24 protein-coding genes and 4 tRNA genes are annotated in these 26613 nt (G+C 63.9%); 21 read left to right on the top strand and 7 right to left on the bottom strand.

The features are described 5' to 3' along the window. Positions 1 to 62 precede the first annotated feature (62 nt). Together ACZ47F_RS13375 and ACZ47F_RS13370 are read left to right on the top strand one after the other, a co-directional pair. Entirely contained in the window at positions 63 to 2042 is a 1980-nt protein-coding gene (locus ACZ47F_RS13375; protein ID WP_464925171.1) for a type IV secretory system conjugative DNA transfer family protein, read from the top strand. Continuing rightward, positions 2039 to 2701, top strand: a complete 663-nt coding sequence (locus tag ACZ47F_RS13370; protein WP_464925170.1) for an EAL domain-containing protein — start codon at positions 2039 to 2041, stop codon at positions 2699 to 2701. The genes ACZ47F_RS13375 and ACZ47F_RS13370 overlap by 4 nt, the downstream gene beginning before the upstream one ends. Positions 2702 to 2822: 121 nt before the next feature. Here the strand turns inward: ACZ47F_RS13370 and ACZ47F_RS13365 are convergent, their stop codons facing one another. Then, positions 2823 to 3191: a helix-turn-helix domain-containing protein gene (locus ACZ47F_RS13365; RefSeq protein WP_464925169.1), complete on the bottom strand. Its 369-nt coding sequence runs from the start codon at positions 3189 to 3191 to the stop codon at positions 2823 to 2825. Then, positions 3188 to 3445: a type II toxin-antitoxin system RelE family toxin gene (locus ACZ47F_RS13360; RefSeq protein ID WP_464925168.1), complete on the bottom strand. Its 258-nt coding sequence runs from the start codon at positions 3443 to 3445 to the stop codon at positions 3188 to 3190. The genes ACZ47F_RS13365 and ACZ47F_RS13360 overlap by 4 nt, the downstream gene beginning before the upstream one ends. A gap of 17 nt (positions 3446 to 3462) precedes the next feature. Between ACZ47F_RS13360 and ACZ47F_RS13355 the strand changes: the two genes are divergently transcribed. The 8 genes from ACZ47F_RS13355 (at position 3463) to ACZ47F_RS13320 (ending at position 10555) form a co-directional block, all read left to right on the top strand. Beyond that, positions 3463 to 4092 (top strand): S26 family signal peptidase, encoded by a 630-nt coding sequence (locus ACZ47F_RS13355; protein ID WP_464925167.1) that lies wholly within the window; start codon positions 3463 to 3465, stop codon positions 4090 to 4092. A 106-nt stretch (positions 4093 to 4198) separates the two neighbouring features. Next, positions 4199 to 4537, top strand: a complete 339-nt coding sequence (locus tag ACZ47F_RS13350) for a TrbC/VirB2 family type IV secretion system protein (RefSeq protein ID WP_464925166.1) — start codon at positions 4199 to 4201, stop codon at positions 4535 to 4537. A 4-nt stretch (positions 4538 to 4541) separates the two neighbouring features. Further along, positions 4542 to 4733, top strand: coding sequence for a hypothetical protein (locus tag ACZ47F_RS13345; RefSeq protein WP_464925165.1), 192 nt, complete (start codon positions 4542 to 4544; stop codon positions 4731 to 4733). Next, positions 4730 to 5032, top strand: coding sequence for a conjugal transfer protein TrbD (gene trbD / locus ACZ47F_RS13340; RefSeq protein WP_464925164.1), 303 nt, complete (start codon positions 4730 to 4732; stop codon positions 5030 to 5032). Before ACZ47F_RS13345 ends, trbD begins: the two co-directional genes overlap by 4 nt. Next, positions 5032 to 6702, top strand: a complete 1671-nt coding sequence (locus ACZ47F_RS13335; RefSeq protein ID WP_464925163.1) for a VirB4 family type IV secretion/conjugal transfer ATPase — start codon at positions 5032 to 5034, stop codon at positions 6700 to 6702. Before trbD ends, ACZ47F_RS13335 begins: the two co-directional genes overlap by 1 nt. A gap of 62 nt (positions 6703 to 6764) precedes the next feature. Beyond that, the gene (gene istA / locus ACZ47F_RS13330) at positions 6765 to 8282 is read left to right on the top strand and encodes an IS21 family transposase (protein WP_464926573.1); all 1518 of its coding nucleotides are present in this window, start codon (positions 6765 to 6767) and stop codon (positions 8280 to 8282) included. Beyond that, a complete protein-coding gene (istB, locus tag ACZ47F_RS13325) occupies positions 8275 to 9075 on the top strand; it encodes an IS21-like element helper ATPase IstB (RefSeq protein WP_464924246.1) in 801 nt (266 codons plus the stop codon). Before istA ends, istB begins: the two co-directional genes overlap by 8 nt. Then, the gene (locus ACZ47F_RS13320; protein ID WP_464925162.1) at positions 9068 to 10555 is read left to right on the top strand and encodes a TraB/TrbI/VirB10 family type IV secretion system protein; all 1488 of its coding nucleotides are present in this window, start codon (positions 9068 to 9070) and stop codon (positions 10553 to 10555) included. Before istB ends, ACZ47F_RS13320 begins: the two co-directional genes overlap by 8 nt. A gap of 96 nt (positions 10556 to 10651) precedes the next feature. Here the strand turns inward: ACZ47F_RS13320 and ACZ47F_RS13315 are convergent, their stop codons facing one another. The 4 genes from ACZ47F_RS13315 to ACZ47F_RS13300 form a co-directional block, all read right to left on the bottom strand. Continuing rightward, positions 10652 to 11707: a GNAT family N-acetyltransferase gene (locus ACZ47F_RS13315; RefSeq protein ID WP_464925161.1), complete on the bottom strand. Its 1056-nt coding sequence runs from the start codon at positions 11705 to 11707 to the stop codon at positions 10652 to 10654. Positions 11708 to 11723: 16 nt separating this feature from the next. Beyond that, positions 11724 to 13634, bottom strand: a complete 1911-nt coding sequence (asnB, locus tag ACZ47F_RS13310) for an asparagine synthase (glutamine-hydrolyzing) (RefSeq protein ID WP_464925160.1) — start codon at positions 13632 to 13634, stop codon at positions 11724 to 11726. 80 nt (positions 13635 to 13714) lie between these two features. Next, complete coding sequence (moaA, locus tag ACZ47F_RS13305; protein WP_464925159.1) at positions 13715 to 14851, bottom strand: GTP 3',8-cyclase MoaA; 1137 nt, start codon at positions 14849 to 14851, stop codon at positions 13715 to 13717. A 56-nt stretch (positions 14852 to 14907) separates the two neighbouring features. Continuing rightward, on the bottom strand, positions 14908 to 15456 hold the full coding sequence (locus tag ACZ47F_RS13300) for a phosphatase PAP2 family protein (protein WP_464925158.1): 549 nt from the start codon (positions 15454 to 15456) through the stop codon (positions 14908 to 14910). A gap of 152 nt (positions 15457 to 15608) precedes the next feature. On the opposite strand from ACZ47F_RS13300, the gene ACZ47F_RS13295 reads away from it, so the two are divergent. Genes ACZ47F_RS13295 through ACZ47F_RS13285 form a run of 3 tightly spaced genes read left to right on the top strand, consistent with a single transcriptional unit; the run spans position 15609 to position 18892 of the window. Then, the gene (locus tag ACZ47F_RS13295; protein ID WP_464925157.1) at positions 15609 to 16391 is read left to right on the top strand and encodes an SDR family oxidoreductase; all 783 of its coding nucleotides are present in this window, start codon (positions 15609 to 15611) and stop codon (positions 16389 to 16391) included. A gap of 16 nt (positions 16392 to 16407) precedes the next feature. Next, complete coding sequence (locus tag ACZ47F_RS13290) at positions 16408 to 16857, top strand: acyl-CoA thioesterase (RefSeq protein WP_464926648.1); 450 nt, start codon at positions 16408 to 16410, stop codon at positions 16855 to 16857. A 19-nt stretch (positions 16858 to 16876) separates the two neighbouring features. After that, the gene (locus tag ACZ47F_RS13285) at positions 16877 to 18892 is read left to right on the top strand and encodes an acetoacetate--CoA ligase (protein WP_464925156.1); all 2016 of its coding nucleotides are present in this window, start codon (positions 16877 to 16879) and stop codon (positions 18890 to 18892) included. Between the two features lie 16 nt (positions 18893 to 18908). Here the strand turns inward: ACZ47F_RS13285 and ACZ47F_RS13280 are convergent, their stop codons facing one another. Further along, positions 18909 to 19736, bottom strand: a complete 828-nt coding sequence (locus tag ACZ47F_RS13280; protein WP_464925155.1) for a squalene/phytoene synthase family protein — start codon at positions 19734 to 19736, stop codon at positions 18909 to 18911. A gap of 121 nt (positions 19737 to 19857) precedes the next feature. Here ACZ47F_RS13280 and ACZ47F_RS13275 point away from each other — a divergent pair. The 8 genes from ACZ47F_RS13275 to ACZ47F_RS13240 all read left to right on the top strand — a co-directional run bounded on the left by ACZ47F_RS13275 (position 19858) and on the right by ACZ47F_RS13240 (position 26425). Next, positions 19858 to 19944 (top strand) — tRNA-Leu (locus ACZ47F_RS13275). A 59-nt stretch (positions 19945 to 20003) separates the two neighbouring features. Then, positions 20004 to 21335 carry a trigger factor gene (gene tig, locus ACZ47F_RS13270; protein WP_464925154.1) on the top strand — a complete coding sequence of 444 codons (1332 nt, stop codon included), beginning with the start codon at positions 20004 to 20006 and terminating at the stop codon, positions 21333 to 21335. Positions 21336 to 21508: 173 nt separating this feature from the next. Next, on the top strand, positions 21509 to 22117 hold the full coding sequence (clpP, locus tag ACZ47F_RS13265; RefSeq protein ID WP_464925153.1) for an ATP-dependent Clp endopeptidase proteolytic subunit ClpP: 609 nt from the start codon (positions 21509 to 21511) through the stop codon (positions 22115 to 22117). 22 nt (positions 22118 to 22139) lie between these two features. Then, entirely contained in the window at positions 22140 to 23408 is a 1269-nt protein-coding gene (clpX, locus tag ACZ47F_RS13260; protein WP_464925152.1) for an ATP-dependent Clp protease ATP-binding subunit ClpX, read from the top strand. Between the two features lie 99 nt (positions 23409 to 23507). Beyond that, complete coding sequence (gene lon / locus ACZ47F_RS13255; protein WP_464925151.1) at positions 23508 to 25931, top strand: endopeptidase La; 2424 nt, start codon at positions 23508 to 23510, stop codon at positions 25929 to 25931. Positions 25932 to 26156: 225 nt separating this feature from the next. Further along, a tRNA-Ala gene (locus ACZ47F_RS13250) sits at positions 26157 to 26232 on the top strand. 17 nt (positions 26233 to 26249) lie between these two features. Beyond that, a tRNA-Glu gene (locus tag ACZ47F_RS13245) sits at positions 26250 to 26325 on the top strand. Between the two features lie 23 nt (positions 26326 to 26348). Beyond that, positions 26349 to 26425 (top strand) — tRNA-Asp (locus ACZ47F_RS13240). Positions 26426 to 26613: the final 188 nt, after the last annotated feature.

Here is a 26613-nt window from a genome sequence, read left to right as displayed (position 1 = left end):
TTCCGGGGCGCACGCCGCATGGCCCACGCACGGGCTACTTTCGATCTTAAGGAATGGAAGCCATGACTTCACCGACAGGTGACCTATACCACATCCCCAAGGCTCAGAAAGACATCACGCGCTTCGTTTGGACGGCGCTCGGGCTGTTCACCATGATCGTGCTGCTGTCCTGCTGGGCTGCGACCGAGTATGCCGCCTGGGCACTGGGCTTCACCGCTGCACTGGGCAAGCCCATTGCCCCGATGATTTACTTCCCATTCGACATCTTGATCTGGACCTGGAAGTACAACAGTCCGGATTACGGCATGGCGGTGATGTCGATCTTTGAGCGCGCCCACATCATCATGGGTGTCGGCGGCTTCTTCTCGCTTGTGCTGCCGGTGGCTTTGGCTTTCCGGCGCACGCGCAAAGCCGAAAGCGAGCGCAATGATCTCCACGGCTCGGCCCACTGGGCGCTGCCAAATGAGGTGCTCGAGGCCGGCATCCTGCCGACCGACAAGAACAAAGGCGGGGTGCTGTTCGGGGCCTGGGAGCACAAGGGCAAGGTGCAGTACCTGCGCCACAAGGGGCCTGAACACATGATGGTGTTCGCCCCGACCCGGTCCGGCAAAGGTGTGGGGATCGTCATCCCGACCCTGCTGTCCTGGGACGAGTCGGTGCTGGTGCTCGACATCAAGGGCGAGAACTGGGCGCTGACCAGCGGGTTTCGCCACAAGATTCTTGGACAGAGAACCCTCAAATTTGATCCGACGAGCACCGATTCGGCGCGGTTCAACCCACTGCAGGAGATCCGGCTCGATGGCAACATGGTCAAAGATGTGCAGAACATCGCCACCATGATCGTCGACCCCAACGGCGAAGGCCTGAAGGACCACTGGGCCAAGACCGGTTTCGATCTCATGGTTGGCGTGGTGCTGTTCGTTCTACTGTGCGAGCCGCCGCAGGGCCAGAGCAAGGTCGACCGGTGCATGGCGACCGTGCTGGGCATCCTCTCGGATGGGGGGATTTTCCGGGAGGAGGCCCAGAGCAAGGCTCAAGCTCAGGCCCAATCTCAGGCGCAGAGCGAGGGCAGCAAAGACGGCGGCGTCGTCGAAGGTGCCAGGGCGGTGATTGGCTACATCCGGGACATCGCACACGAGATGCTCGAGAAGGGCAGGTTGGCCGAACGGCAGGAAGAGCACGACGCGCGCCGGGCGGGATGGTTGGCCGTTGCCCAGGCCATGCAAAGCTGGCTGAACAAACCCGACAACGAGGCCGGCAGCGTCCTGTCCACGGCGCTGTCCTTCCTGTCGCTGTATCGCGACCCGATCGTCGCAGAGAACACCCGGGTTTCGGACTTCTCACTGGAAAGCCTGATGGGCGGGAAAAATCCCGACGGTCAGGCCGTGGCCCAGAAGACATCCCTTTACCTGGTCGTTCCGCCAAGCGACAAGGATCGCCTCAAGCCGCTGCTGCGCCTGGTCATCAGCCAGGTGGTGCGCCGTCTGACCGAGGGGATGGATTTTGAGATGGGTGGCACGAGCAAAAGCCGATTCCCGCACCGGCTCCTGCTTTTGATCGATGAGTTCCCCAGCCTTGGCAAGCTGGAAATCTTCCAGGAAGCCCTGGCCTTCATCGCCGGATACGGCTTGAAAGCGTTGTTGATCGTGCAGGATCTGACGCAGCTGAACGCCGCCTATGGCAAGGATGAGTCGATCGTCAGCAACTGTCACATTCGCGTGGCCTATGCGCCCAACAAGGTCGAGACAGCCAAGCTACTCTCTGAAATGGCCGGACAGGCGACGGTCACGCACACACAGCGCCAGTATTCGGGCAACCGGCTGGCCGTGGTGCTGCAAAACGTCAACACCAACGAACAGATCGTGCAGCGGCCGCTGCTGACCGCCGACGAATGCATGAGACTGCCACCGGACGACGAACTCGTGTTCGTCGCCGGCTTCGCCCCGATTTACTGCAAGAAGATCAAGTACTACCAGGACCCAGCGCTGGCCGAGCGCATCAAGTTCGACCCGAAGAAAGTCCCAACCGGGAGAGGGCAATGACGCGTCCCGGCTTCCGGCTGGAGCCCATCGTGGATCTGGTCCGCGATGAGATTCTTGGGTTCGAGCTGCTGGCCGGTGTCGATCGGTGCCCGGGCTGGACTGATGATGGCTGGCGGACGTGGTACGCCCGCATGGCCGATCTCTTTCGCGCCCACATCCCGGCATCCGTCCGCGTTTTCGTCAACGTGGATGCTCACCAGGCCCTTGATCCCGCCATCGTCGAAGGTCTGCTGGCCCTCCCGGGCCGGGGTCGGCTGGTGGTGGAGTGGACCGAGCACATCCGCCCAGGACTCCACGCCGCGGACTTTTACGAAGCATCAGCGTGCGCTTTTGCGCGACTGACGCAAGCCGGCTTTGCGCTGGCGATTGACGACGTCGGAGCGGGCTATGACGGCATCGGCCGCGCTCTGCAGGTGCGCGCTGCGTTTGCCAAGCTCGATATGTCGCTGACCCATCTTGCCCGGCGTGTCGATCCGCGATTCCTGCGGGATCTTCGAGAACTTTTTGAAGGCGTCGGCGCCCGGGTGATCGCCGAAGGGATCGAATCGCCGGGTGACCTGGAAAGGGTCCGGGCCGCCGGCATTCGCCATGGGCAGGGGTACTACTTCACGCGTGGGATGGAACGCACTGCGATGACGGGCGTGCTCAATGTCTCATGACCTTGTCCGTCCGATCCCAGCTCGGGGCGCATTGCGCATCGGGCGCATCGACCAGCGAGAGCGTGCTCGCGACCTGTCGGCGGCGGGAGGGCGGTGGATGCTGCAGGCCGCACTGCGGCACTCAGGGCTGCAGCTCGTTGAGCGTCACGCCCAGCGCCGATGCGAGGGCTCTGAGAGTCTTGGCCACTCCCGTCCGCTTGCCCGTCTCGATCTGGCTGAGATAGGCCTTGCTGATGCCGGCCTTCTCGGCCAAGGCGTCCTGGGTGAATCCGCGGTGTTCGCGCCAAGCCTTGACGGGATGGATCCCGTCCAGGATGGCATGCGCGACCGCGCCCGGCACCCGGAATCCATCGTCGGCAGCTTTCACAGCATCGAACAGGGCAACGTCATCCAGGCTCTCGGCGGCACGCATGAGCCGTACAAACAACTCCATCGGAACCACGGCGTATTCCCGCTTCCCGTTGCGTTCGATGAATTGAATCGTGCTCATTGGTACACACCTCCTCGTGGGGCAACCGCCAGGATCATCACCACCAGGCGGTCGTCATGAATCTCGTAAATCACGCGCCAATCGCCGACGCGCAACCGGTAGCCAGGGCGCCCCTGCAGCTTCTTCACGTTGTTGTTCGGGCCGTGGGGCGCAGCCGCCAACTGCTCGATCTTTTCGCGCACCGTCGTCGCCAGATTGCGTGGCATGGCCTTGAGGCTCTTGAACGCTTCGCGGCTGTATTCGATCGAGTACATGGGGCAATGTTAGCGTAATGCAAACATTTCTGCAAACTCTGTGGCGGTTCACCAGCGAGCAGGTTGGCCGGATGAATGGCCTGTTGAGCCGCCGGGCTAGCCAGCGGCGCACCGCGCACTGGGGGCGCCTGGCGTTGCCATTTGCCGTGATGGCAGGCTCTGTGCTCGCCGCAGACCTTGCCTTCTGGAGCGGATGGCGGCTCAACCTCACCGAGAGCGAGCCCCTTGGCTGGTACCGGCTGCATGCTCTGAAGGATGGAGAGACGATCCATCGCGGAGAACGGGTTGAGCTTTGCCCGCCCGTTTGGGTGACGCCGCGCGTTTTTCCGTTCTACCTGGCCGGCGACTGCCCGGGCGGTGGCATGCCGATGTTGAAGACGGTGGCCGCCATACCGGGCGACCACGTCGTGGTGAACCTGCGTGGTGTCTGGATCAACGGACGTGAATTGCCCAACAGCGGCCAGCTGCTGCGCTCGGGCAAATATCCGTGGCTGCGGTTGCCGCACCAGTACGGGAGCTTGACGCTGGGTCCCCGGCAGTACTGGATCTATGGCAGCGGTGCGACACCGGCGCTCGCCGCCCAAAGCTTCGACAGTCGTTACTGGGGCCCGATCACCATCGCCGAGATCCGGCGAGTCGCCCAGTAGCGCTCTGCGTCGATCGCTGCGCCCCTCCATCGCCACCTACTGCAACCCGACGCGCAATCCAGGTATGTGCGCTGGGTTGCGCATGTCATCTCGAAAGGATCATCCGATGAAGCCGATTTCCAAGACTCTCAGGGCCGCCGCCGCGCGCCGCATGGCTCTGGCCGCCGCTGTATTCGCCACCACGATGGCCGACGCCTTCGCCTCGGGTGCGGGTGGCCTGCCGTGGGACAGCGCCATCTCCACCCTGCAAAACGATTTGACCGGGCCGGTGGCCACTGGCATCAGTGTGATCGCCTTCCTCGCCGCAGGAGGGTCCCTGGCGTTTGGTGAAGAGCTTGGCGGCATCGCAAAAAAAGCCCTGTACGTCGTCCTGGGCGTGGCCTTCATTGTCCTGGGCAACAAGTTCCTGTCCGTCCTGGGCCTGACGGGCGCGATGGTGTGGTGAACAAATGCGGCCGCTCTCCAGCCTGTCGCGGCCCCCTGTCCAGGGAACCGCCGCACCTGATTTACTGGAAATCATCATGCACGTTGTGCAGGTTCTGGTGGATCAAGGGTGGGCAGCCCAAGAAATCGCAGACGACCTCCGGCAGGCCGCGTTGGTCGTCGACCTGATGCACAAGACGAGCGGAGTTCAACAATGAGCCAAGACGAAAATAAGGTGCCAATTCACGAATCCCTCAACCGGCCGATCCTCCTGCTTGGCGGGGAGCGCAACCTGGTGTTGATGCTGCTCATCGTTGCCGGGGTTTTCATCTTTTCTCTCGCCAAACTCTGGGCGGCGGCGGTCGGGGTCGTGATCTGGGTGATCGGCCAGTGGGTTTTGTCCCGCGCGGCCAGCTATGACGATCAGCTTTCCATGACGGGACCGCGATCACTCAAGTACCGGCGCTTCTACCCGGCTCAGGCGACGCCGTTCGCCCGGCAACGGGAGATTCAGTGATGCTAGCCCTCAAGGAGTTTCGCACGGCGGCCTATGGCCTGCCCGACCTGCTGCCCTGGGCAGCCCTGGTTGATAACGGCGTTGTGCTGACCAAGAGCGGCGGCTTCATGGCCGCCTGGGATTACCGTGGACCAGATCTCGATTCCGCCACGCCAGAGGAGCTTCGCGCCATGGCGGCGCGCATCAACACCGCACTGAAGCTCGGCGACGGCTGGGTGATCCATTGCGACGCTGTGCGCGGTCCCGCGCCGGGCTATGCCCGCCAGGGCGCATTCCCCGACCGGACGACCCGCTTGATCGATGACATGCGGCGCGCATCCCACGAGGGCGCCCACGTTGGCTATGCAAGCCGCTATGTGTTGAGCGTCACCTGGTTCCCAATGCCTGATGCCGCCAGCAAGGCCGTCGACCTGTTCGTCGATGGCCGCGTCAAGGCGACCGCAAGCCGGAACCTCGAACGGTTCAAGGAGCAAATCCGGGAAATCGAGGGCAGGCTATCGAGCCTGCTGCACATTCGCCGTCTGACCGATGAGACGGACGCACGCACCGGCGTCGTGACCAGTCCGCTCTTGGCGCATCTGGAGCAGTGCGTGACCTTGTCCCCTGTGCATCATCCGGTGGTCATGCCCGAGGTGCCGATGTACCTGGATGCGATCCTGGGCGCCCACGATTTCGCCACAGGATTCGTGCCGCGCGTTGGCAGGCGCAATCTGGCATGCATCGGGCTGACTGGGCTTCCATCCCACAGCTTCCCTGGCATTCTGGACTTCCTGTCCCGCCTGCCGGTCTCCTACCGCTGGAGCAACCGCTTCATCTATCTCGATCCAGGCCAGGCCGAGAAGACGCTGAACAAATACCGCAGCAAGTGGGCGCAGAAGCGCAAAAGCATGATGAATCTGCTGCGTGAGAATGCCGGCGGGCAGGCGACACACGTCAATGTCGACGCGGATCGCATGGCCGCTGACGCCGTGCAGGCGATCGCCGAGGCCTCCAGCGGGATGGTGCTCTACGGCTACTACACAAGCGTCCTTGTGCTTGCCCACGAGGACGCCGCCTTGCTCGACGAGACGGCCTGTGAAGTCGCCAAGCTGATCGAAAACCGCGGCTTCGGCGCGCGCATCGAGGACGTCAACGCTGTCGAGGCCTATCTCGGCACGCTGCCGGGCAATACCGCTGCCAATGTGCGCCGCCCTCTGATCCACACCCTCAATCTGGCGCATCTGTTGCCGTTCACTGCCGTCTGGTCGGGCCCAGAGAAAAATCCTTGTCCGTTCTATCCGCCGGACAGCCCGCCGTTGTTGTACGCAAAGACGGACGGCGCGACACCGTTCCGCCTGTGCCTGCACTCCGGTGACCTGGGTCATACTGTCATTCTTGGCCCGACCGGATCGGGTAAGTCCACGCTGCTGGACTTGCTCGCGGCTCAGCAATTTCGCTACAAGAACGCCCAGGTCTTTGCATTCGACAAAGGCTATTCCATGCTGCCTCTGTGCTGGGGCGCTGGCGGCCAGCATTACGACATCGCCGGAGAGCATGGCGAACTGGCGTTCTGCCCGCTTGGCCGCGTCAATGAACAAAGCGAGCAAGTCTGGGCCGCTGAATGGCTGGAACAGTGTTGTTACCGACCGAAAATTGAGCCACTTTTGAGGGTTGTGCCGACCGAAAACTGAACCAGGTGTTCGACCTACCCTGCTGCATTTCTGTGCGGTGGGGGACAGCAGGAATGATCACCATGGACATGATCGGCAAGATTCGGCGACTACACCGCCGGGACCATCTCAGCGAGCGCGAGATTGCGCGCAAGACGGGCCTATCGCGCAACACCGTGCGCAAGTGGTTGCACGGCGAGGTGCCAGAGCCACCGAAGTATCAGCGCACGGCGCAGGCGTGCAAGCTCACGCCGTTTGAGGACAGCATCAAGCTGGCCCTCAAAGTGGATGCGAGGCGGCCGCCGCAGGAGCGGCGCACGGCGCAGGCGTTGTTCGCCGAGATCAAGGCGGCGGGTTACACGGGGAGCTACAGCCGCGTGACGGACTTCATTCGTGCATGGCGGCGAGCCGCCGGCCAAGAGTCCGGCGGCAAGGCGTTCGTTCCGCTGCGCTTTGAGTTGGGTGAGGCATTCCAGTTTGACTGGAGCGAAGAGGGGCTGGTGGTCGGCGGGATCTACTACCGGGTGCAGGTGGCCCACATGAAGCTATGTGCCAGCCGTGCCTTCTGGCTGGTGGCCTACCCGAGCCAGGGTCACGAGATGCTGTTCGATGCGCACACACGCTGCTTTGCGGCGCTGGGTGGCGTGGCTCGGCGCGGCATCTACGACAACATGAAGACCGCCGTGGACAAGGTCCGCAAGGGCAAGGGTCGGGTGGTCAACGCGCGGTTCGCTGTGATGTGCGCACACTACCTCTATGACCCGGACTTCTGCAACGTGGCCTCTGGCTGGGAGAAGGGGGTCGTTGAGAAGAACGTGCAGGACAGCCGCAGGCGCATCTGGATTCAAGCCGCCAAGGAGCGATTCGGTAGCTTTGCCGAGCTCAACGCGTGGCTGGGCGATCGCTGCCGGGCGCTGTGGGATGAGGTGCGACATCCCGAGCACGACCAGTTCACGGTGGCCGAGATGCTCGACCTCGAACGTCCGCACCTGCTGCCAATGACGATGTCATTCGACGGCTATGTGGAGAAGCCCGCGCGCGTGTCCAGCACCTGCCTCGTGTCGGTGGCGCGCAACCGCTACTCGGTGCCCAGCGAGTGGGCCGGGCAGATCGTCAGCACGCGGCTGTATCCCGGCCAGGTGGTGATCGTTGCCGACGACAAGGAGGTCGCGCGCCATGCGCGGCTGAGCAATGCGGGTGAGACCCGCTACGACTGGCAGCACTACGTGCCGCTGGTGCAGAGAAAGCCGGGCGCCCTGCGCAATGGGGCACCCTTCGCCGACATGCCCGAGCCACTGCAGCGCTTGCGGCGCAGCCTTCTCCGCACGGCAGGGGGCGACCGCATCATGGCGCAAGTGCTGGCGATTGTGCCCACCGCTGGACTGGACGCTGTGCTCGTCGCTGCGGAGTTGGCCCTGGAGAACGCGCCGCCATCGGGGCGCGTCAGCGTGGAACATGTGATCAACGTGCTGGGCCGACTGACGCCCACGGTCGTGCCACAGAACGCGGCCACGACACTGCAGGTCAACATCGTGCCCATCGCCAATACCGCGCGATATGACGCCCTGCGGACCTGCGACGAGGGAGCGGACCATGCGTGACCTCGCTGTGGAACTCAGGCAGTTGCGGCTGCATGGCATGGCTGGAGCGTGGGCCGACCTGACCGAGCAAGGAGACCGTTCGGAAGCCGCCAGCAGCCGCTGGCTACTCGAACACCTGCTGCAGGCCGAGGTGACCGATCGCGCCATGCGCTCTGTGAACTACCAGATGCATACGGCGAAGTTCCCGATGCACCGGGACTTGGCCGGTTTCGACTTCGACGTCTCACCAATCGACCGCAAGCTCATCGCGCTGCTTGCCGAGACCACGTTCACCGAGGCCGCCCACAATGCGGTCCTGGTGGGCGGCCCGGGCACGGGGAAGACGCATCTGGCCACAGCCATTGGCGTGTCCGCCATCACGCAGCATGGCAAGCGTGTGCGCTTTTATTCAACCGTCGACCTGGTCAATGCACTGGAGCAGGAGAAGGCTCAGGGCAAGGCTGGACGCATCGCTGCCAGCTTGCTGCGGCTGGATCTGGTGATCCTCGATGAACTGGGCTACCTGCCGTTTAGCCAGGCTGGCGGCGCGCTACTGTTCCATCTGCTGAGCAAGCTCTATGAGCACACCAGCGTGATGATCACGACCAATCTGGACTTCGCCGAATGGTCCAGCGTGTTCGGCGACGCGAAGATGACGACGGCGTTACTCGACCGGTTGACCCACCACTGCCACATCGTCGAAACCGGCAACGACTCGATCCGCTTCCTGCGCAGCACCGCTGAGGCCAAGACTCGGATCAAGGCGCGCGAACAGGCTCGCAAGGCCGCGCAGACAGCAATGCCAAGTGACTGACGCAGCCGAGAGGGAAGCCGCTCCGGGCGACGCCCTGCGCAGCTTCCCTCTCGGCATCAACCCACCAACGAAGGAGACCACGACCAAGGCAAACCTCTACACTGATTCACAGCCGGGCAACAACAAACCGGCTTCCACCCCTGGCTCACAATTGCGTCGGCACGGTGGTTCAGAATTGCATCGGCGCCAACACTTCAAGAAAGCCGCTTTCATCGGCGGCAGTGTCGTCGTCGGCGGGATGGTGATCGGTATTCTGACGGCCGGAAACAAGAGCCAGCCGACTGAGGGATCCGAAAGCACCGGGACGGCGGCGATGGTCGGACAGACATCGCCGGACGTCGCTGCCATGCTGCGCGCTGCTCAGCAGCATGATGGCGGGCCTGCGGCAGCAGCGTCCCATCCAGCCAGCAACGCCGCATCTGCCCCCGTCGGCCCAGCCAGCAGCCCGCTCTCGCCCTTGAACCACCCGAACACCCCTGGCGCGGCATTGCAAAGCGGCGGGCCGCCGCAACTGACGCCAGCGCAGAAATATCACCAGTGGCTGGTCGAGCAGCACTATAAGGATCTGGAAGGCGCCATACTGACAGATCAGTCCGCCCGTCTAGCCAAGACCAGCGCGGGTAACGTGGACGCGCTGATCGGCAGCCAGCCCCAAGCTGCGGCATCATCGCAGGCCGACACGCTGCGCGCTCTCGCCGCCTTGGCTGCAACCCCGCAAGGCGCGACCGATCCGGGTGTCCAAAAGGCGCTGACCGCGCTCGCGGGCCTGCAGGGCGCGGCTGTAGCCGGCGCAACCCAGAACCCGCAAGCCCAGCAAGATGCGAACAAGGCGTTCCTTGCCAGCCAAGGGCAAGGGGCATCCAATGGCTACCTCGATGCAGCAGTGCAGCCGCCCATCAGCAACCATGAATTGTTCGCCGGCGCCGTCATCCCTGCGGTGATGTTGACCGGCATCGACAGCGACCTGCCGGGCACGATCACGGCGCAAGTGCGGCAGACTGTTTACGACAGCCTGAACCCGAACGTGGTGCTCATTCCGCAGGGCACTCGCATCGTTGGTGAGTACAGCAGCGATGTCGCCTACGGCCAGAGCCGCGTATTGGTTGCATGGAATCGTTTGATCTTCCCGAACGGTGCCACGATCAACCTGAAAGGGATGAGCGGCGCGGACGGCGAAGGGCAGGCCGGTTTCTACGACCAGGTTGACAACCACTACATGCGGATCTTTGGCAGCGCGGTCTTGATGAGCCTGCTCGGTGTCGGTGCCCAACTCAGCCAGCCGCAGAATGCGGGCGCCTTCAACACGCCGACGGCAAGCCAACAGGCCGCTGCAACCCTTGCGCAGCAGATCAACAGCGTCGGCACCAACTTGCTCAACAAGAACCTGAACATTCAGCCCACGCTAAGGATCCGGCCAGGTTACACGTTCAATGTGCTGGTGAACCGCACCATGATCCTGCCGCCGTATCCAGGGCGCTAACGCCCTCTTCATGGTTCGAAACGTGGTATTAACGCACTAAGAGGTTGATTTTCAAATAAAATAGAATCCCACCGCTTCCGCCAAGATCCACGACCGTCATGAATCCTCATCCGCGTTGGTGATGTACCAGGGGATTTGACGGATGGCCTGGGCGTTTGGGCCGGAGGCGGTGAACAGGATGTTGCGCTGTCCTCGGGCCACCATGCCGGTGCGCAGCAGGTTTTGTTTCATTGCGGCAGGGCTGAGGCACTCGAAGGAGACGCTGGTGCGGCCGTCGCTGTGGGCATCGCGGTACAGGGTGTCGAGCAGCAGGCTCAGGCTGTCCGGATGGGCGGGATGGCAGAGCAGATCGCGGATGTGCAGCACGGAGCCGGCCACTTCCGTGGCGGCGTAGGCGATCAAGCCGTGGGTGCGGGAGTTGAGGGTCAGGAAGCGAAAATTTCTCCAGGGTTTGTGCTCGAAGCGCCAGGTGAGGTAGCGGCAGTCGCGCAGGCCGATGAGCAGGGGTTGCCCGGCTTGTGCCGCCCACAGGAGGTCGAACCGGGCGTCGGGCTGGTCCAGCCACTGGGCGAACAGGCCGCGCATGTCGTGCGGGTAGCGCGCGCGCCGCAGGGTGTGCATGCACCAGTCGGCGGTGTGTCCAAGGGTGCGGCGCAGGGCGTGGGGCAGCCGCTGGGGCAGGTAGTTCGCGCTGCGCAGCACGCGGACATAGCGCTCCATCGGCCCGGCCACCGCGTAGTCCAGGCGCTTGACCACCGCTTCGGATTTGGCGTTGGGAAAGCCATAGATCAAGCCGAGTTGCGGCAGGTAGCGGTCGCGCAGGGTGGTCTGCAGCAGCATGGCCGGATACAAAGTGCGATGTTCGGCGAGCACGCCGAAATCGGCCAGCAGGCCGGCCTGGATGGGCTTGCCTGCCAGCAGCATCTGCCGCGCGCCCAGGCCGATGACGCCGATCGGCTTGCCGTGCTCGGCTGTGCAGTGGGCTAGCAGGACCTGCGGCGCGCCGGCAGGGTTGCGCAGGTAGAACCAGTCGAACTTGTCCTGGCGGCGTTCCGGGTGTCCCAGGTTGCTGGCCCACAGCGACACGATGGTGCTCCGATCGGTGCGCAGATCGGCGGGCAGGGCGGCGTAGCTGGATGTGGCAGCGGACATGGCAGGCGCGGTCGGTTCAGGCCCGAATGAACTGGTCGTGTAGCAGCAGGGTGGAGAGCATGCCGACGAAGGCCATGTTGTCGCCGAACCCGATGGTTTTTCCGGCGCGAGCCTTGTCGAACAGGCAGATAGCGGCCTGCACGTCGAAATAGCCGGCCTCTTTCAGCCGCTGCGCGCTGAACAGTTCGGCCACGTAATCGACCGGTTCGCCATCGTGGAAAAAGCTCTGGCTGTCCGGTGCGCGGTAGGGCTGTTTGCTGCGGTGGCGAAGCGCCTCGGGCAGCAGGCCGTCCATGCTGCGTTTGAGCAGGTATTTTTCCACCAGACCCATGAGCTTGTAGCGCGGCGGCAGGCGGCTGGCGAAGGCGATCAGCCGGTGGTCGAGGAAGGGGTACCGCGTCTCGATCGAGGCGGCCATGGCCATACGGTCGCCCTGCGAACTCAGCAGGTAGCCCGACATCAGGGTGTGGGCCTCGATGTACTGGTCCTGGGTCAGCGGCTCCCAGCGGGCAGAATCGGCAGGCAGTTGCAGCGCTTTGACCGGGTCGAACGCGATCGCCGCGACGCGGTACTCGGGCGACAGGAACGCGGTGATGCGCCGCGTGGTGGTCCAGCGCGGCTGGTGGGCGAAGCCCGGCTGGGCAAACCCCGCCTCGCCTGTGCGGAAAAAGCGCTCGCTCATTGCGCGAGCCGCGGCGGGCGAATGCTTGAGATATGGGTAAAGCCGATCAAGCAGGCGTGGCCTGCAGCGCGAGTTGGGCTGGCGTGCGATGAAGCGGCGCACCCGGCCCTCCTTGAAAATGTCGTAGCCGCCAAACACTTCGTCGGAGCCCTCGCCGGTGAGCGCCACTTTGTAACCCGCGGCGCGCACGCTGTCCGCCAGCAGCATCATCGGCACCGGCGCAGTGCGCACGATAGGGACCTCGGCATGCGCAATGGCGCGCGGGAAGGCGGCGGCGATGTCGGCGCGGGTGCAATGCAGCGTGGCGTGTTCGGTACCCAAATGCTGCACCAGTTGCTGCTGCCACATGCTTTCGTCGAACTCGGCATCGTCGAAGGTCAGCGAAAAGGTGCGCAACGGGGTGTCAGTGTGGTGCCGGATCAGGGTGGTGATGATCGACGAGTCGAGCCCGCCGCTCAGATAGGCCGCCACCGGCACGTCGGCGCGCAGTTGCAGCCGCACGGCGTCGATCAGCAGGTCGCGTAATTCCTCGGCGTAGGCGTCGGCGCTGCGGTCGGCTTCGATCGGGGCGGGCGGGAAGGTCCAATCCCAGTAGCGGTGCAACCGGCTGCCTTGTGCATCGACCGTCATCACATGACCGGGCGGCAGTGACGCGATGCCCTCGAACACCGCATGCGGCGGCAGCGGCGCCCAGTAGGTGAACACCTCGCCCAGCGCATGGGCGTCGAGGCGGCGTGGCACGTCGGGCAGCGCCAGTAGTGCCTTGACCTCCGAAGCGAACGCTAGACCGCCGGGAACGCGGGTGTGGAACAGCGGGCGGATGCCGGTGCGGTCGCGCGCCAGCAGCAGACGCTGGCGCACGCCGTCCCACAGCGCAAAGGCAAACTGGCCGTTGAGATGGTCGACCAGCGCGTCGCCATGTTCCTCGTACAGGTGCACCAGCACCTCGGTATCGGACTGCGTGGCAAAACGGTGGCCGCGCCGCAGCAGCTCGGCGCGCAGCTCGAGGTAGTTGAAAATCTCGCCGTTGAAGGTCACCCAAACCGTGCGGTCTTCATTGCACAGCGGTTGGTTGCCGCCAGCCAGGTCGATGATGCTCAGGCGGGAGTGCGCCAGGCCGATCGGCCCTTCGGTGTGGATGCCGTGGCCATCGGGGCCGCGGTGGCGCAGCCTCCCGATCATCGCAGCGAGCTGCGACCGGTCGATCGGTGCGTTCCAGTTCAGCCGCCCGGCGATGCCGCACATGGTGTCAGCCCCGGCGCCCTTGCGCTGCAGCCCCGGCAAGCGGCGGACAAGGCAAAGGCATGCGCGGCCGACAGTGCATCCTAGCCGCCGATGTAGGACATCTCGACCTTGCGCTGCGCGCGCAGGGCCTGCGCGGCCGCAGTGCCGCGTAGCAGTGAGTAGCGGTCGTCGCGCTGCGTCCAGACCTGCGCCAGCGCGGCGCGCAGATCGTCATCGCTTGCCGGCGCCAGGCCACTGTTGGCATCGCCGCGCAGCAGGGCGCGAATGTCGTAGCCGTGGGTGGCGAAAAGGCAGAGGTAGAGCTTGCCTTCCATCGACAGCCGCGCGCGGTTGCAACTGGCGCAAAACGCGCGGGTGACGCTGGAGATCACGCCGATCTCACCCGCGCCATCGTCGTAAGCCCAACGCTGCGCGGTCTCGCCGGGGCTGTGCGGCTCCAGCGGATGCAGCGGGTACACGGCATGGATGCGGTCGATCACCTCTTGCGAAGGCAGCACCTCGTCCATGCGCCAGCCGTTGGTATTGCCCACGTCCATGTATTCGATGAAGCGCAGCACCACCCCGGTGCCGCGGAAATGCGCGGCCATCGGCAAGATCTGCGCGTCGTTGGTGCCGCGCTTGACCACCATGTTCACCTTGACCGGCGCGAGCCCCGTGGCAAGCGCGGCGTCGATGCCGCGCAGCACTTCGGCCACGGGGAAGTCCACATCGTTCATCCGGCGGAAGGCGGCGTCGTCCAGCGCGTCCAGGCTGACGGTGACGCGGTCTAGCCCGGCGTCCTTGAGCTGCCGCGCCTTGCGCGCGAGGATCGAGCCGTTGGTGGTCAGGGTGAGTTCGGGCGGATTGCCCTCGGGGGTGCGCAGGCCGTGCAGCATCTCCACCAGACGTTCGAGGTGCTTGCGCAGCAGCGGTTCGCCGCCGGTCAGGCGAATCTTGCGCACGCCCAGATCGATGAACACCCGCGCGGTGCGGGTGATTTCCTCGAAACTCAGCAGATCGGCATGACGCAGGAATTCGTAATGACTGTCGAATATCTCCTTCGGCATGCAGTAGGTGCAGCGGAAGTTGCAGCGGTCGGTCACCGAGATGCGCAGGTCGTGCAGCGGGCGGTGCAGACGGTCGACGGGCGGCGTAGACCCTTGGCCGGCATGCGCCGGAATCGGCGGCACGCTGGCTGCATATTGATGATCGACAATGGGGATGATGCGCTCGGACATGGCGTGATTATCGACAAAGCGCAGCACTCCGGCGCGCGGCCATCTGCCGGAACCCTTCATATCACGCTGATTTGCAGCGCCAGTGCAAAGGAGGCGAGCAGCATGCCCAGCACCGCGCCGACCACCACATCCGATAGGTAGTGCAGCCCGAGCACCAGGCGCGAGCTGGCCACGAGCAGCGCGAACGGAACCGCCACCCAGCCAAGCACCGGCGCGAAAAACAGGATTTGCAGCGTGAGGTTGACCGCGTGCAGGGTGTGGCCTGAAGGGAAACTGAACTGGTCGAGCGGGGGCTCGCTCACCACGATTCGGCGACAGTGTTCGCTGGGCCGCGGCCGGGCCGCCAGCCGTTTGATCGACAGGTACAGGCCGATGCCGATGCCTGTGGTCACCGACATCCAGACGATGGGCATCACTGCCGCCTTGCCGTCGAGCAGCAGCATCGCGCCCATGAGGGCGGCCCAGCCCCAGCCGTTGCCCAGCCGGCTGATCAGGGTGAACACGCGGCGGACCCATACCCGCCGGCTAAGGCGGTTTGCCGACACGGTCAGCGCCTGCTCCCATAACAGGTAGCGATGGAGCAGGCCGGGCTGTCGCTGGTGCATGACGGGGCGGTTGGATGTGTGTGGGTGAAACACTGGCTAGCCGGATTGTTCCACCGTCTGGCCATCAACCGGAAAACGCGCACGCTCTACCATTGCAGACATTCGCGCGTGTGGGCATGGCCGCTCCCGCGCCTGCTCCTCAAGGACACAGCATGACCTATTCGATCGAACTCTCCGGGCGCGCGGCCCTGGTCACCGGCGCTTCCAGCGGGCTGGGCTGGCGCTTTGCCGAAGTGCTGGCGCAGGCCGGCGCCGCGGTGGTGCTCAGCGGCCGGCGTATCGAGCGGCTCAAGGAACTGCGCGCGCGTATCGAAGGGCAGGGAGGCGATGCGCATGTGGTCGAAGTCGACGTCACCGATCAGGCCAGCATCCGGGCCGCGGTGGCGCATGCCGAAACCGAGATGGGCCCGGTCGACATCCTGGTGAACAACGCGGGCATTTCGATGCAGCAAAAACTGCTGGATGTCACGACCGACGGTTTCGACGAGATCTTCGCCACCAATGTGCGCGGCGCTTTTTTCGTGGCGCAGGAGGTGGCGCGGCGCATGGTTGCGCGGTCGCTGGGCGTCACGCCGGGCACCTGGGCTGGCGGGCGCATCATCAACATCGCCTCGGCCGCCGCGCTGCGCGCCATGCCCCGGCTCGGGGTCTATGCGATGAGCAAGGCCGCGGTCGTGCACATGACGCGGGCCATGGCGGTGGAGTGGGGCAAATACGGCATCAATGTCAACGCCATCTGCCCCGGCTACATCGATACCGAGATGAACCATCATCACTGGCAGACCGAATCGGGCCAGCGCCTGCTGCAGATGCTGCCGCGCAAGCGTCTGGGCAAACCGCAGGACCTCGACGGCCTGCTGGTGCTGCTGGCCAGCGGGCAAAGCGGTCTGATCAACGGCGCGACCGTCACCGCTGACGACGGCTTCAGTCTCTGAGGAGAACTGGGAGATGCTGCGCTTTGACATTCCCGAGCAGAAAGATCTGAATCTGGTCCACACCATGACCATCCCCATTCGCTGGGGCGACATGGACATGATGGGCCACGTCAACAACACCGTCTATTTCCGCTACATGGAAATCATCCGGTTGGAATGGATGCGTGCAGCCGGGGTGCCCGCCAACCCCAATGGACTCGGGCCGGTGATCGTCAACGCCTTTTGCAATTTCCAGACCGAGCTGAGCTACCCCGGCGAGGTGCTCGCGCGGCTGTACACGGCGGACGTCGGGCGCACCAGCTTCGACACCTACACCCTGCTCAGTCGTACCGACGACCCCGACACCATCTACGCCAGCGGCGGCTCGCGCGTGGTCTGGGTGGATTTTCCGCAACGCAAGAGCGTGCCCTTGCCCGACATGCTGCGCGCCTTGCTCACCCGCGGCTCGGCCGCAACTCAGCGCTGACCCTTGCCCGGAGTCCAACATGCTCGAAACGCAACACGACGATCAGCTCATGTGGGTGCCTTCAGCGCAGCGCATTGCAGCGTCGCACATTGACGCCTTTCGCCGGTGGGTCAACGCCCGCCACGGTCTGCAACTCAACGATTACGAGGCGCTGCTCGACTGGTCGGTGGCCGAGCAGGACAAATTCTGGGACGCGGTCTGGGAGACCTCGGGCGTGATCGCGCAGCACAAGGGCGAGCGCGTGCTGATCGACGGCGACCGCATGCCCGGTGCGCGCTTTTTCCCGGACGCGCGGCTCAACTTCGCGCAAAATCTGCTGCGGCGCGAGGACGACACGATCGCGCTGCATTTCTGGGGTGAAGATCGGGTGCAGCGCAGCCTCACCTGGCGGCAGCTGCATGCCGAAGTCTCGCGGCTGCAGCAGGCGCTGCGCAGCTGGGGTGTGGTCCCCGGCGACCGAGTCGCTGCCTACATGCCCAACCTGCCGGAGACCGTGATTGCCATGCTCGCGGCCACCAGCATCGGCGCCACCTTCACCTCGGCCTCGCCTGACTTCGGCACGCAGGGCGTGCTCGATCGCTTCGGCCAGACCCGGCCCAAGGTGCTGATCGCCTGCGACGGCTATTTCTACAACGGCAAGACTTTTTCCACCCTGGACAGGCTCGCCGCGCTGATCGACCAGTTGCCCGGACTGGAAAAGACCGTGGTCGTGCCCTACGTGGCGCAGGCCACAGGGCAGTCGGCGCAGGCCGCGGTAGTACCTGGTGCGCAGCTTTGGGGCGAGGTGCTGCAGTCCTTTGCGCCGCAGCCAGTGCAGTTCACGGCGCTGCCCTTTGATCATCCAGTCTACATTCTCTACTCCAGCGGTACCACCGGCGCGCCCAAGTGCATCGTGCACCGGGCCGGCGGGGTGCTGCTCAAGCACCTGGCCGAAATGCGGCTGCAGGCGGATGTGCATACGGGCGACCGGGTGTTCTTTTTCACCACCTGCGGCTGGATGATGTGGAACTGGCTGATGTCTGCGCTCAGCCAGGGCGCGACGGTCTGCCTGTACGACGGCTCGCCGGGGCTGCGCGGCAACGCCATACTGTTCGACTACGCCGATGCGGTGGATTTCACCCACCTGGGAACCTCGGCCAAGTTCATCGAGGCGCTGGGCAAGTCGGGCCTGGAGCCTAGGCGGACGCATCGGCTCACCAGCCTGCGCACCCTCATGTCGACCGGCTCACCGCTGGCGCCCGAAGGGTTCGATTATGTGTACGACAAGGTCAAGCGCGACCTCTGCCTGAGCTCGATGTCGGGCGGAACCGACCTGGTGGCCTGCTTCATCGTCGGCTCGCCGATGAATCCTGTATGGCGCGGTGAACTGCAGGCCTGCGCGCTGGGCATGGCGGTGATGGTCGCCGATGACGACGGCCGACCGCTGCCCGACGGACAGAAGGGCGAACTGGTCTGCACCAAGCCGTTTCCGTCGATGCCGCTGGGCTTTCTGGTGGAGGGCAGCCTCGAGCGCGGCGCGCAAAAGTATTTCGAGACCTACTTCTCCCGCTTTCCGAACGTGTGGTGGCATGGTGACTTCATCGCGCGCACCCCGCACGGCGGGTACATCATCTTCGGCCGCTCCGACGCCACGCTCAACCCCGGGGGGGTGCGCATTGGCACGGCGGAAATCTACCGCCAGGTCGAGCGCATCGATGCGGTGCTGGAGTCGCTGGTCATCGGCCAGAACTGGCCGCCCGGTGCGGTGGGCGACGTGCGCGTGGTGCTGTTCGTGCGCCTGCGCGACGGCGTGGTACTCGACGACGCGCTGATCGACGCGATCAAGCGCCAGATCCGCGACAACACCACGCCGCGCCACGCCCCGGCGCGCATCGTCCAGGTGCACGACATTCCGCGCACCAAAAGCAACAAGATCGTGGAAATCGCGGTACGCAACATCATCCACGGCGAGCCGGTGAAAAACGTATCGGCATTGGCCAACCCCGAGTCGCTCGAGGAATACCGCGCGCTGCGCGCCGAGCTCGAGCGCAGCTGAGGGCGCAGCGTGAATCTCACCGGCAAGTGCGGCTGATCCACAGCTTGCGCAACGGCGTCAGGCTGATGCGCTGATGCAGCACCGCGTAATCAGCATGCTCGATCTCGCGCAGCAGCACCAGAGTCATCGCGCCCAGCGCCCGTAGCGGCGCGGTCTGCCCGCGCGCAAATGGAGCCAGCCCGGCCAGCGCCTGCTCCAGTGTCTGGCGGGTCAAGGCGGTCTGCTCGGCCAGCAGCGCGGCCACGGCGCCGTCCATGCGCCGCTGTTGCAGCTGGACCGCAACGACACCGTGCCGCTGCATGGCGTCGAGCGGCAGGTAGATCCTGCCCTGCACCGCGTCGCGTCCCAGATGCCGGATGCCGCTGGCTAGCCGCAGTCCCACGCCGAGTTCCTCTGCATGCGCCCGTGCCGCCGGTGCGTCCAGGCCGAGCAGCACCGCAGCGTTGCGCAGCGTCTGACCGCTGCCCGTCCTGGCGTAGTGCAGCAGCGCCGGACGGTCGATCCAGCGGTTTTGCTGCAGATCGATCTGCACGCTGTCGATCACCCCGTGCAGCGCCTGCGCTGGTAGACCGCTGGCCTGCAGCGCGGGGGCGAGCGCACGCAAGGTGGGGTGCTCTGCCTGACCGTGCGCCATCGCGTTCACTTGCGCACTCCACCACGCCAGCTTCGCCTGCGCCACCGACAGATCGCTCACCGAGGTCACGATCGAGCGCACTTGCACATGAAACCGCAGCAGTGCGGCAAGTCCAGGGCGCTGCGGCGCCGGGCAGCGCAGCAGCGCGTAGTAGGCCGAGGACCCCGGCGGCGGGCCGTCCAGGGTGTCTGTCTGCGGGGTGGGGAGCATGGTGGGCAGGGCGTCGATCGGTCCGGCGCGGCACGGTTAGAATACCCGATTGCCTGTCATGCACCGATATGCAGCCCTTGCCCAGGGCCAGCGGCGCAGCAATGCGGGCACGGATCATCCGGCGAGGGTGGCGAAATTGGTAGACGCACCAGGTTTAGGTCCTGACGCCCTCAACGGCGTGGGGGTTCGAGTCCCCCCCCTCGCACCAGCCGACGCGCAAGGCGCTTGCCGGCGTTGTTCCCTTTTCATTGAACACTGGACTTCCTCATGACTGTCGAAACCCTGGACAAACTGCAGCGCCGCGTGACCGTGACGGTTCCAAAGACTGCCGTGCAAAGCGAAATCAACGCCCGCCTGAAAAGCCTGAGCCGCACCCTGCGTCTTCCTGGGTTCCGCCCGGGCAAGGTGCCCATGTCCATGGTGGCGCAGCGCTACGCACCGTCGGTCGAGATGGAGGTGCTGCAGGACAAGATCGGCAACGCGTTCTACGAGGTCGCCAGCACTGCGCGCCTGCGCGTGGCAGGCTTGCCGCAGTTCACCCCCCGGACCGAAGGCGTGGAGGCCGATGTCGTGGCGTTCGACGCCACTTTCGAGGTCTATCCCGATGTGCAGATTCCCGATCTGTCCTCGCTGAGCATCGAGCGGGTGACCGCAGTGGTCGATGAGGCGGCGATCGACAGGACCATCGAGGTGCTGCGCAAGCAGCGCACCGAATTCATCCCGCGCGGTCAGGCTGCCCCCAACGGGCAGACCTCCGAAGGGCTGGAAGTGCAGGATGGCGACCGCGTGACCGTGGACTTCGAGGGGCGTATCGACGGCACCGTCTTTGAAGGCGGCAAGGCGCAAGGGTTTCGCTTCGTACAGGGCGAAGGGCGCATGCTGCCCGAGTTCGAGGCCGCAACAAAGGGGTTGCAGGCCGGCCAAAGCAAGATTTTCGAACTGCGCTTCCCTGACGACTATCCAGGCCGCGCGGTGGCGGGCAAGACCGCGCAATTCACCCTCAAGGTCACCCAGGTGGAGTGGCCGCTGCTGCCGGAGGTGGATGCCGACTTCGCCCGCACGCTGGGCGTGGCCGACGGCGATGTGCAGCGCCTGCGCGAAGACATTCGCAGCAATCTGCAGCGCGAGGTCAAGGCGCGCCTGACCCAGCGCAACAAGCTGGCGGTGATGGATCTGCTGCAAAAGGCCGTGCCGGTGGATCTGCCCAATGCTCTGGTGCAAAACGAAATCAGCGATCTGATGGCCAGCGCCCGCCAAGACCTGGTTGAGCGCGGCGTGAAAAATGCCGACAAGGCCCCGCTGCCGCCCGAGCTGTTCAAGGAGCAGGCCGAGCGGCGTGTGCGGCTGGGATTGATCGTGTCCGAACTGGTCAAGCAGCATGACCTGCAGCCCAAGCCGGAACAGGTGCGCAGCTATGTCGAAGAGCTTGCCGCCAGCTACGAGCAGCCGCAGGAACTGGTGCGCTGGTATTACGCAGACAAGGACCGTCTGGCGCAGGCCGAGGCCATCGTGATGGAGAACAATGTCACCGAATTCGTGTTCTCGCAGGCCAAAACCACCGAAAAGACGCTCAGTTTCGACGAGCTGATGGGGCAGTAAGCGCATTGCCCTGCGCCAGCCGCTGCGTGTCCCGAGCCGCGCAGCGGCTTTTTTGTCTTTCACGGCGCAGCACACCGCGGTCTGTCGTGCGCGGTTTGCGGAAATCCCACAACCTGGCTTCGGGCCGGCTGGCTGCGTGCTAATCTGTGCGTACCTTCACGTTTGATTCCTCCATGAGCGCAACCGATTTTCAAAGCTTGGGGCTGGTGCCCATCGTCATCGAGCAAAGCGGCCGCGGCGAGCGTGCCTACGACATCTACTCGCGCCTGCTGCGCGAGCGAGTGATCTTTCTGGTCGGGCCGATCAATGATCAGATGGCCAATCTGGTGGTCGCGCAGCTGCTGTTCCTGGAGTCGGAGAACCCGGACAAGGACATTTCGTTGTATATCAACTCGCCCGGGGGGTCTGTGTCGGCGGGCATGGCCATTTACGACACCATGCAGTTCATCAAGCCGGATGTGTCCACGCTGTGCACGGGCATCGCCGCCAGCATGGGCGCGTTCTTGATGGCCGCCGGTGCCAAGGGCAAACGCTATTCGCTGCCCAACTCGCGCATCATGATCCATCAGCCGCTGGGTGGTGCGCAGGGGCAGGCGTCCGACATCGAAATCCAGGCACGCGAGATCCTCTACCTGCGCGAACGGCTGAACGCGATTCTGGCCGAGCGCACCGGTCAGAAGCTCGAAAAAATCGCCGCCGACACCGACCGCGACTTTTTTATGTCGGCCGATCAGGCCAAGGACTACGGGCTGATCGACCAGGTCATCTCCAGGCGCACCTGAACCGAAACGAATCCATACGCTCATGGCTGAGAAAAAATCTTCCTCCGGCGAAAAGACTCTGTACTGCTCGTTCTGCGGCAAGAGTCAGCACGAGGTGAAAAAACTGATCGCAGGCCCGTCGGTGTTCATCTGCGACGAGTGCATCGACCTGTGCAACGAGATCATCCGCGACGAGGTCAGCACGGTCGACGCCGCCGGCAAGACGGCGAGTTCCGATCTGCCTACCCCATCGGAAATCAAGGCCATTCTCGACCAATACGTCATCGGGCAGGAGACCGCTAAGCGCATCCTGGCGGTTGCGGTCTACAACCACTACAAGCGCCTCAAGCATGTCGGTCAGGCCGGTGACGTCGAGCTCGCCAAGAGCAACATTCTGCTCATCGGCCCGACCGGCTCCGGCAAGACCCTGCTTGCGCAAACCCTCGCGCGGCTGCTGAACGTGCCTTTCGTGATCGCAGATGCGACCACGCTGACCGAAGCCGGTTATGTGGGCGAGGATGTCGAGAACATTATCCAGAAGCTGCTACAGAACTGTAATTACGAAATCGAGCGGGCGCAGCGCGGTATCGTTTACATTGACGAGATCGACAAAATTTCGCGCAAATCCGACAACCCCAGCATCACGCGTGACGTCTCGGGCGAGGGCGTGCAGCAGGCTTTGCTCAAGCTCATCGAAGGCACCATGGCGTCTGTGCCGCCACAAGGCGGGCGCAAGCATCCGAATCAGGATTTCATCCAGGTCGACACGACCAATATCCTGTTTATCTGCGGCGGCGCTTTCGACGGACTGGAAAAGATCATCCGTAATCGGTCGGAAAAATCCGGCATCGGCTTTGCCGCCACGGTCAAGAGCCAATCGCAGCAAAGCCTGTCCGAGACGCTCAACCAGGTGCAGCCGGAAGACCTGATCAAGTTCGGACTGATCCCCGAACTCATCGGACGTCTGCCAGTGGTTGCCATGCTGGAGGAGCTCGACGAGGCCGCGCTCGTCCAGATCCTGACCGAGCCGAAAAATTCTCTGGTCAAGCAATACCAAAAGCTGTTCGAGATGGATCACGTCAAGCTCGAATTTCGCCCCGCGGCACTTGAGGCCATCGCCAAGCGGGCGCTACAGCGCAAGACCGGCGCGCGCGGGCTGCGTTCCATCGTCGAGCAGGCCTTGCTCGACCTGATGTTCGAACTGCCCAATGCGCGCAATGTCTCGACCGTGGTAATCGACGAAAACGTGATCACGTCCGGGGCCAAGCCATTGTTGATCTATGAGGATGCAGCCAAAGCGTCGGGGGCTTGATAAAGGCCCGATGCGTAGCGTGGGCGCGGCACGAGTGGCACGCTTGCAATCCGAACCTGTACCCCCATTTGCACTCCAACTTCTCATTGGGTGAGCCAAATGTCTGATACCCCTGAACAACATGCCGACCTGACGGCGCTGCCGCTGCTGCCGCTGCGCGATGTGGTCGTCTTTCCGCACATGGTGATTCCGCTGTTCGTGGGCCGCCCCAAGTCGATCAAGGCGCTGGAAGCCGCCATGGAAAGCGGCAAGCAAATCATGCTGGTCGCGCAAAAGGCAGCGGCCAAGGATGAGCCCAAACCCGACGATCTGTTCGAGATCGGCTGCCTGTCGAGTATCCTGCAAATGCTCAAGCTGCCCGATGGCACGGTCAAGGTGCTGGTCGAGGGAGCGCAGCGGGCGCGGGCGCTCAACATCCGCGACAACGGCGACTTTTTCGCCTGCGATGCCCTGCCCATCGCGCCCACTTCGGAGGCGACTGCCGAGTCGGAGGCGATGCGCCGCGCCGTGGTCGCGCAGTTCGACCAGTATGTCAAGCTGAACAAGAAGATTCCGCCCGAGATCCTCACATCCATTTCGGGTATCGACGATCCGGGCCGCCTAGCAGACACCATCGCTGCGCACCTGCCGCTCAAGCTGGAGCAGAAGCAATCGTTGCTTGATCTGCACGACGTGCATGCGCGCCTGGAAAATCTGCTCGAACAGCTCGAGCGCGAGGTCGGCATCCTCCAGGTCGAAAAGCGCATCCGTGGCCGGGTGCGGCGGCAAATGGAGAAAAGCCAGCGCGAGTACTACCTGAACGAGCAGGTCAAGGCCATCCAGAAGGAGCTCGGCGAGGGCGAGGAAGGCGCTGACATCGAGGAAATCGAAAAGAAGATTAAGGCCGCGCGCATGCCCAAGGATGCGCGGAAAAAGGCCGAGTCTGAGCTCAAGAAGCTCAAGCTCATGTCGCCGATGTCCGCAGAGGCCACCGTGGTGCGCAACTACCTGGACGTGCTCGTGAGCCTGCCCTGGGCAAAAAAGAGCAAGGTGCGTCACGATCTGGCCTATGCCGAGCAGGTGCTCGAAGAGGATCACTACGGCCTGGAGAAAGTCAAGGAGCGGATCCTTGAGTATCTCGCGGTCCAGCAACGCGTCGACAAGGTCAAGGCGCCCATTCTCTGTCTTGTTGGGCCACCAGGGGTGGGCAAGACCTCTCTGGGGCAGTCGATCGCCCGCGCCACCGGACGCAAGTTCGTGCGCATGGCGCTCGGCGGTGTACGAGACGAGGCCGAGATCCGCGGCCACCGCCGCACCTACATCGGCGCCATGCCCGGAAAGATCATCCAGAGTCTGACCAAGGTGGCGGTACGCAACCCGCTGTTCTTACTCGACGAGGTAGACAAGCTCGGCATGGACTTTCGCGGAGACCCCGCCTCGGCGCTGCTCGAGGTGCTCGATCCGGAGCAAAACCACACCTTCAGCGATCACTATGTCGAGGTCGATTTTGACCTGTCCGATGTCATGTTCGTTGCCACCTCGAACTCGCTCAACATCCCGCCTGCGCTGCTCGACCGCATGGAAGTCATCCGTCTGGCGGGCTACACCGAGGACGAGAAGGTCAGCATCGCCCAGCGCTACCTGCTGCCCAAGCAGATGAAAAACAACGGGCTCGATCCCAGCGAACTCAGCGTCACCGAGAGTGCGATCCGCGGCATCATCCGCTACTACACCCGCGAGGCGGGTGTGCGATCGCTCGAGCGCGAGATTTCGCGGATCTGCCGCAAGGCGGTCAAAGGGCGCCTGCTCAAGACCTACACCGATCAGGTGGTGGTCACCGAGGACAACTTGAACGAATTTCTCGGCGTGCGCCGCTACAGCTTTGGCATGGCGGAAAAGCAGAATCAAGTCGGTCAGGTCGTCGGGCTGGCGTGGACCGAAGTTGGCGGCGATCTGCTCACCATCGAAGCCACCGCCATGCCGGGCAAGGGAGCGATCCTGCGCACCGGCTCGCTCGGCGATGTGATGAAGGAATCGGTCGAGGCAGCGCGCACCGTCGTGCGTGTGCGCGCTCGGCGTCTAGGCATCAAGGATGAGCTTTTTGAAAAGCGCGATCTGCACATCCACGTTCCCGAGGGAGCCACGCCCAAGGATGGACCCAGCGCGGGGATTGCGATGACCACGGCCATCGTCTCGGCGATGACCGGCATTCCTGTCAAGGCGGATGTTGCGATGACCGGAGAGATCACCCTGCGGGGAGAGGTTCTGGGGATCGGGGGGCTGAAGGAAAAACTGCTTGCCGCGCTGCGTGGTGGCATCAAGACCGTCCTGATCCCTGAGGAAAATGTCAAAGATCTGCAGGAGATGCCGGAAAACGTCAAATCGGGCCTGACCATCATTCCGGTGAAATGGATCGATCAGGTCCTCGATCTGGCACTCGAGCGCGTGCCCGTGGCGCTGGAGGACGAGCCCGCGACTAAGCCGGAAGGCGTTACGGCGGCTGCCTCCATCGAAGCGCCGGTCATCGAGAGTACGAGGCACTGAGACGTTGTGAAGATGTCGTTGCGAGCGACCTGCTGCCCATGCGCAGGGCGCGCAGGTCCAGACAGATCAACCAGATCGGCCAGACCCGCACGCCGCGCAACACCGCCAGCGGACTGCGCAGTATCTACCGTACTGGCCGGTCTGAACATACAAGCGAAACAAGAAGCCGCGCAGACCTCTTGCAACAGATGCGATCTCGGTATATCATTTCGTTTTTGGTTTTGGGGGGGTATAGCTCAGCTGGGAGAGCGCTTGCATGGCATGCAAGAGGTCAGCGGTTCGATCCCGCTTACCTCCACCAAGCGCAAAAAAGTTTTTGTCCCCTTCGTCTAGAGGCCTAGGACACCGCCCTTTCACGGCGATAACACGAGTTCGAATCTCGTAGGGGACGCCAGATTCAGCATCCTGAGTCTGTCCGGAGTGGTAGTTCAGTTGGTCAGAATACCGGCCTGTCACGCCGGGGGTCGCGGGTTCGAGCCCCGTCCACTCCGCCAAAACGTTGCAAGAAGTCATTAAAAGGGCCCACGACACGTGGGCTTTTTTGTGCCCGCATAGGGCGGCGCCTGATCGGCGCCGTCTGTCCTGCATCCTCGCGCCCGTCACGGTATGTGCTGACAGCTAACCGGGTGACATTACAAATCGTGCCACTCAGCGCGCGGATGAGGGGGTGCAATTCACCTCC

It is taken from the genome of Thiomonas islandica (assembly GCF_055383445.1).
The sequence above is the reverse complement of the archived record's forward strand: the minus strand, read 5'-3'. Positions and strand labels throughout refer to the sequence as shown.

What these genes read in the sequence shown, in the direction of transcription:
- istA (WP_464926573.1), top strand. Translation starts at nt 6,765, where the DNA reads ATGGACATGATCGGCAAGATTCGGCGACTACACCGCCGGGACCATCTC.
- istB (WP_464924246.1), top strand. Translation starts at nt 8,275, where the DNA reads ATGCGTGACCTCGCTGTGGAACTCAGGCAGTTGCGGCTGCATGGCATG.
- tig (WP_464925154.1), top strand. Translation starts at nt 20,004, where the DNA reads ATGACTGTCGAAACCCTGGACAAACTGCAGCGCCGCGTGACCGTGACG.
- lon (WP_464925151.1), top strand. Translation starts at nt 23,508, where the DNA reads ATGTCTGATACCCCTGAACAACATGCCGACCTGACGGCGCTGCCGCTG.
- ACZ47F_RS13360 (WP_464925168.1), bottom strand. Translation starts at nt 3,445, where the DNA reads ATGTACTCGATCGAATACAGCCGCGAAGCGTTCAAGAGCCTCAAGGCC.
- clpX (WP_464925152.1), top strand. Translation starts at nt 22,140, where the DNA reads ATGGCTGAGAAAAAATCTTCCTCCGGCGAAAAGACTCTGTACTGCTCG.
- ACZ47F_RS13300 (WP_464925158.1), bottom strand. Translation starts at nt 15,456, where the DNA reads ATGCACCAGCGACAGCCCGGCCTGCTCCATCGCTACCTGTTATGGGAG.
- ACZ47F_RS13370 (WP_464925170.1), top strand. Translation starts at nt 2,039, where the DNA reads ATGACGCGTCCCGGCTTCCGGCTGGAGCCCATCGTGGATCTGGTCCGC.
- ACZ47F_RS13365 (WP_464925169.1), bottom strand. Translation starts at nt 3,191, where the DNA reads ATGAGCACGATTCAATTCATCGAACGCAACGGGAAGCGGGAATACGCC.
- asnB (WP_464925160.1), bottom strand. Translation starts at nt 13,634, where the DNA reads ATGTGCGGCATCGCCGGGCGGCTGAACTGGAACGCACCGATCGACCGG.
- ACZ47F_RS13375 (WP_464925171.1), top strand. Translation starts at nt 63, where the DNA reads ATGACTTCACCGACAGGTGACCTATACCACATCCCCAAGGCTCAGAAA.
- ACZ47F_RS13280 (WP_464925155.1), bottom strand. Translation starts at nt 19,736, where the DNA reads ATGCTCCCCACCCCGCAGACAGACACCCTGGACGGCCCGCCGCCGGGG.
- ACZ47F_RS13355 (WP_464925167.1), top strand. Translation starts at nt 3,463, where the DNA reads ATGCAAACATTTCTGCAAACTCTGTGGCGGTTCACCAGCGAGCAGGTT.
- moaA (WP_464925159.1), bottom strand. Translation starts at nt 14,851, where the DNA reads ATGTCCGAGCGCATCATCCCCATTGTCGATCATCAATATGCAGCCAGC.
- ACZ47F_RS13350 (WP_464925166.1), top strand. Translation starts at nt 4,199, where the DNA reads ATGAAGCCGATTTCCAAGACTCTCAGGGCCGCCGCCGCGCGCCGCATG.
- ACZ47F_RS13285 (WP_464925156.1), top strand. Translation starts at nt 16,877, where the DNA reads ATGCTCGAAACGCAACACGACGATCAGCTCATGTGGGTGCCTTCAGCG.
- ACZ47F_RS13335 (WP_464925163.1), top strand. Translation starts at nt 5,032, where the DNA reads ATGCTAGCCCTCAAGGAGTTTCGCACGGCGGCCTATGGCCTGCCCGAC.
- ACZ47F_RS13315 (WP_464925161.1), bottom strand. Translation starts at nt 11,707, where the DNA reads ATGTCCGCTGCCACATCCAGCTACGCCGCCCTGCCCGCCGATCTGCGC.
- ACZ47F_RS13345 (WP_464925165.1), top strand. Translation starts at nt 4,542, where the DNA reads ATGCGGCCGCTCTCCAGCCTGTCGCGGCCCCCTGTCCAGGGAACCGCC.
- clpP (WP_464925153.1), top strand. Translation starts at nt 21,509, where the DNA reads ATGAGCGCAACCGATTTTCAAAGCTTGGGGCTGGTGCCCATCGTCATC.
- ACZ47F_RS13295 (WP_464925157.1), top strand. Translation starts at nt 15,609, where the DNA reads ATGACCTATTCGATCGAACTCTCCGGGCGCGCGGCCCTGGTCACCGGC.
- trbD (WP_464925164.1), top strand. Translation starts at nt 4,730, where the DNA reads ATGAGCCAAGACGAAAATAAGGTGCCAATTCACGAATCCCTCAACCGG.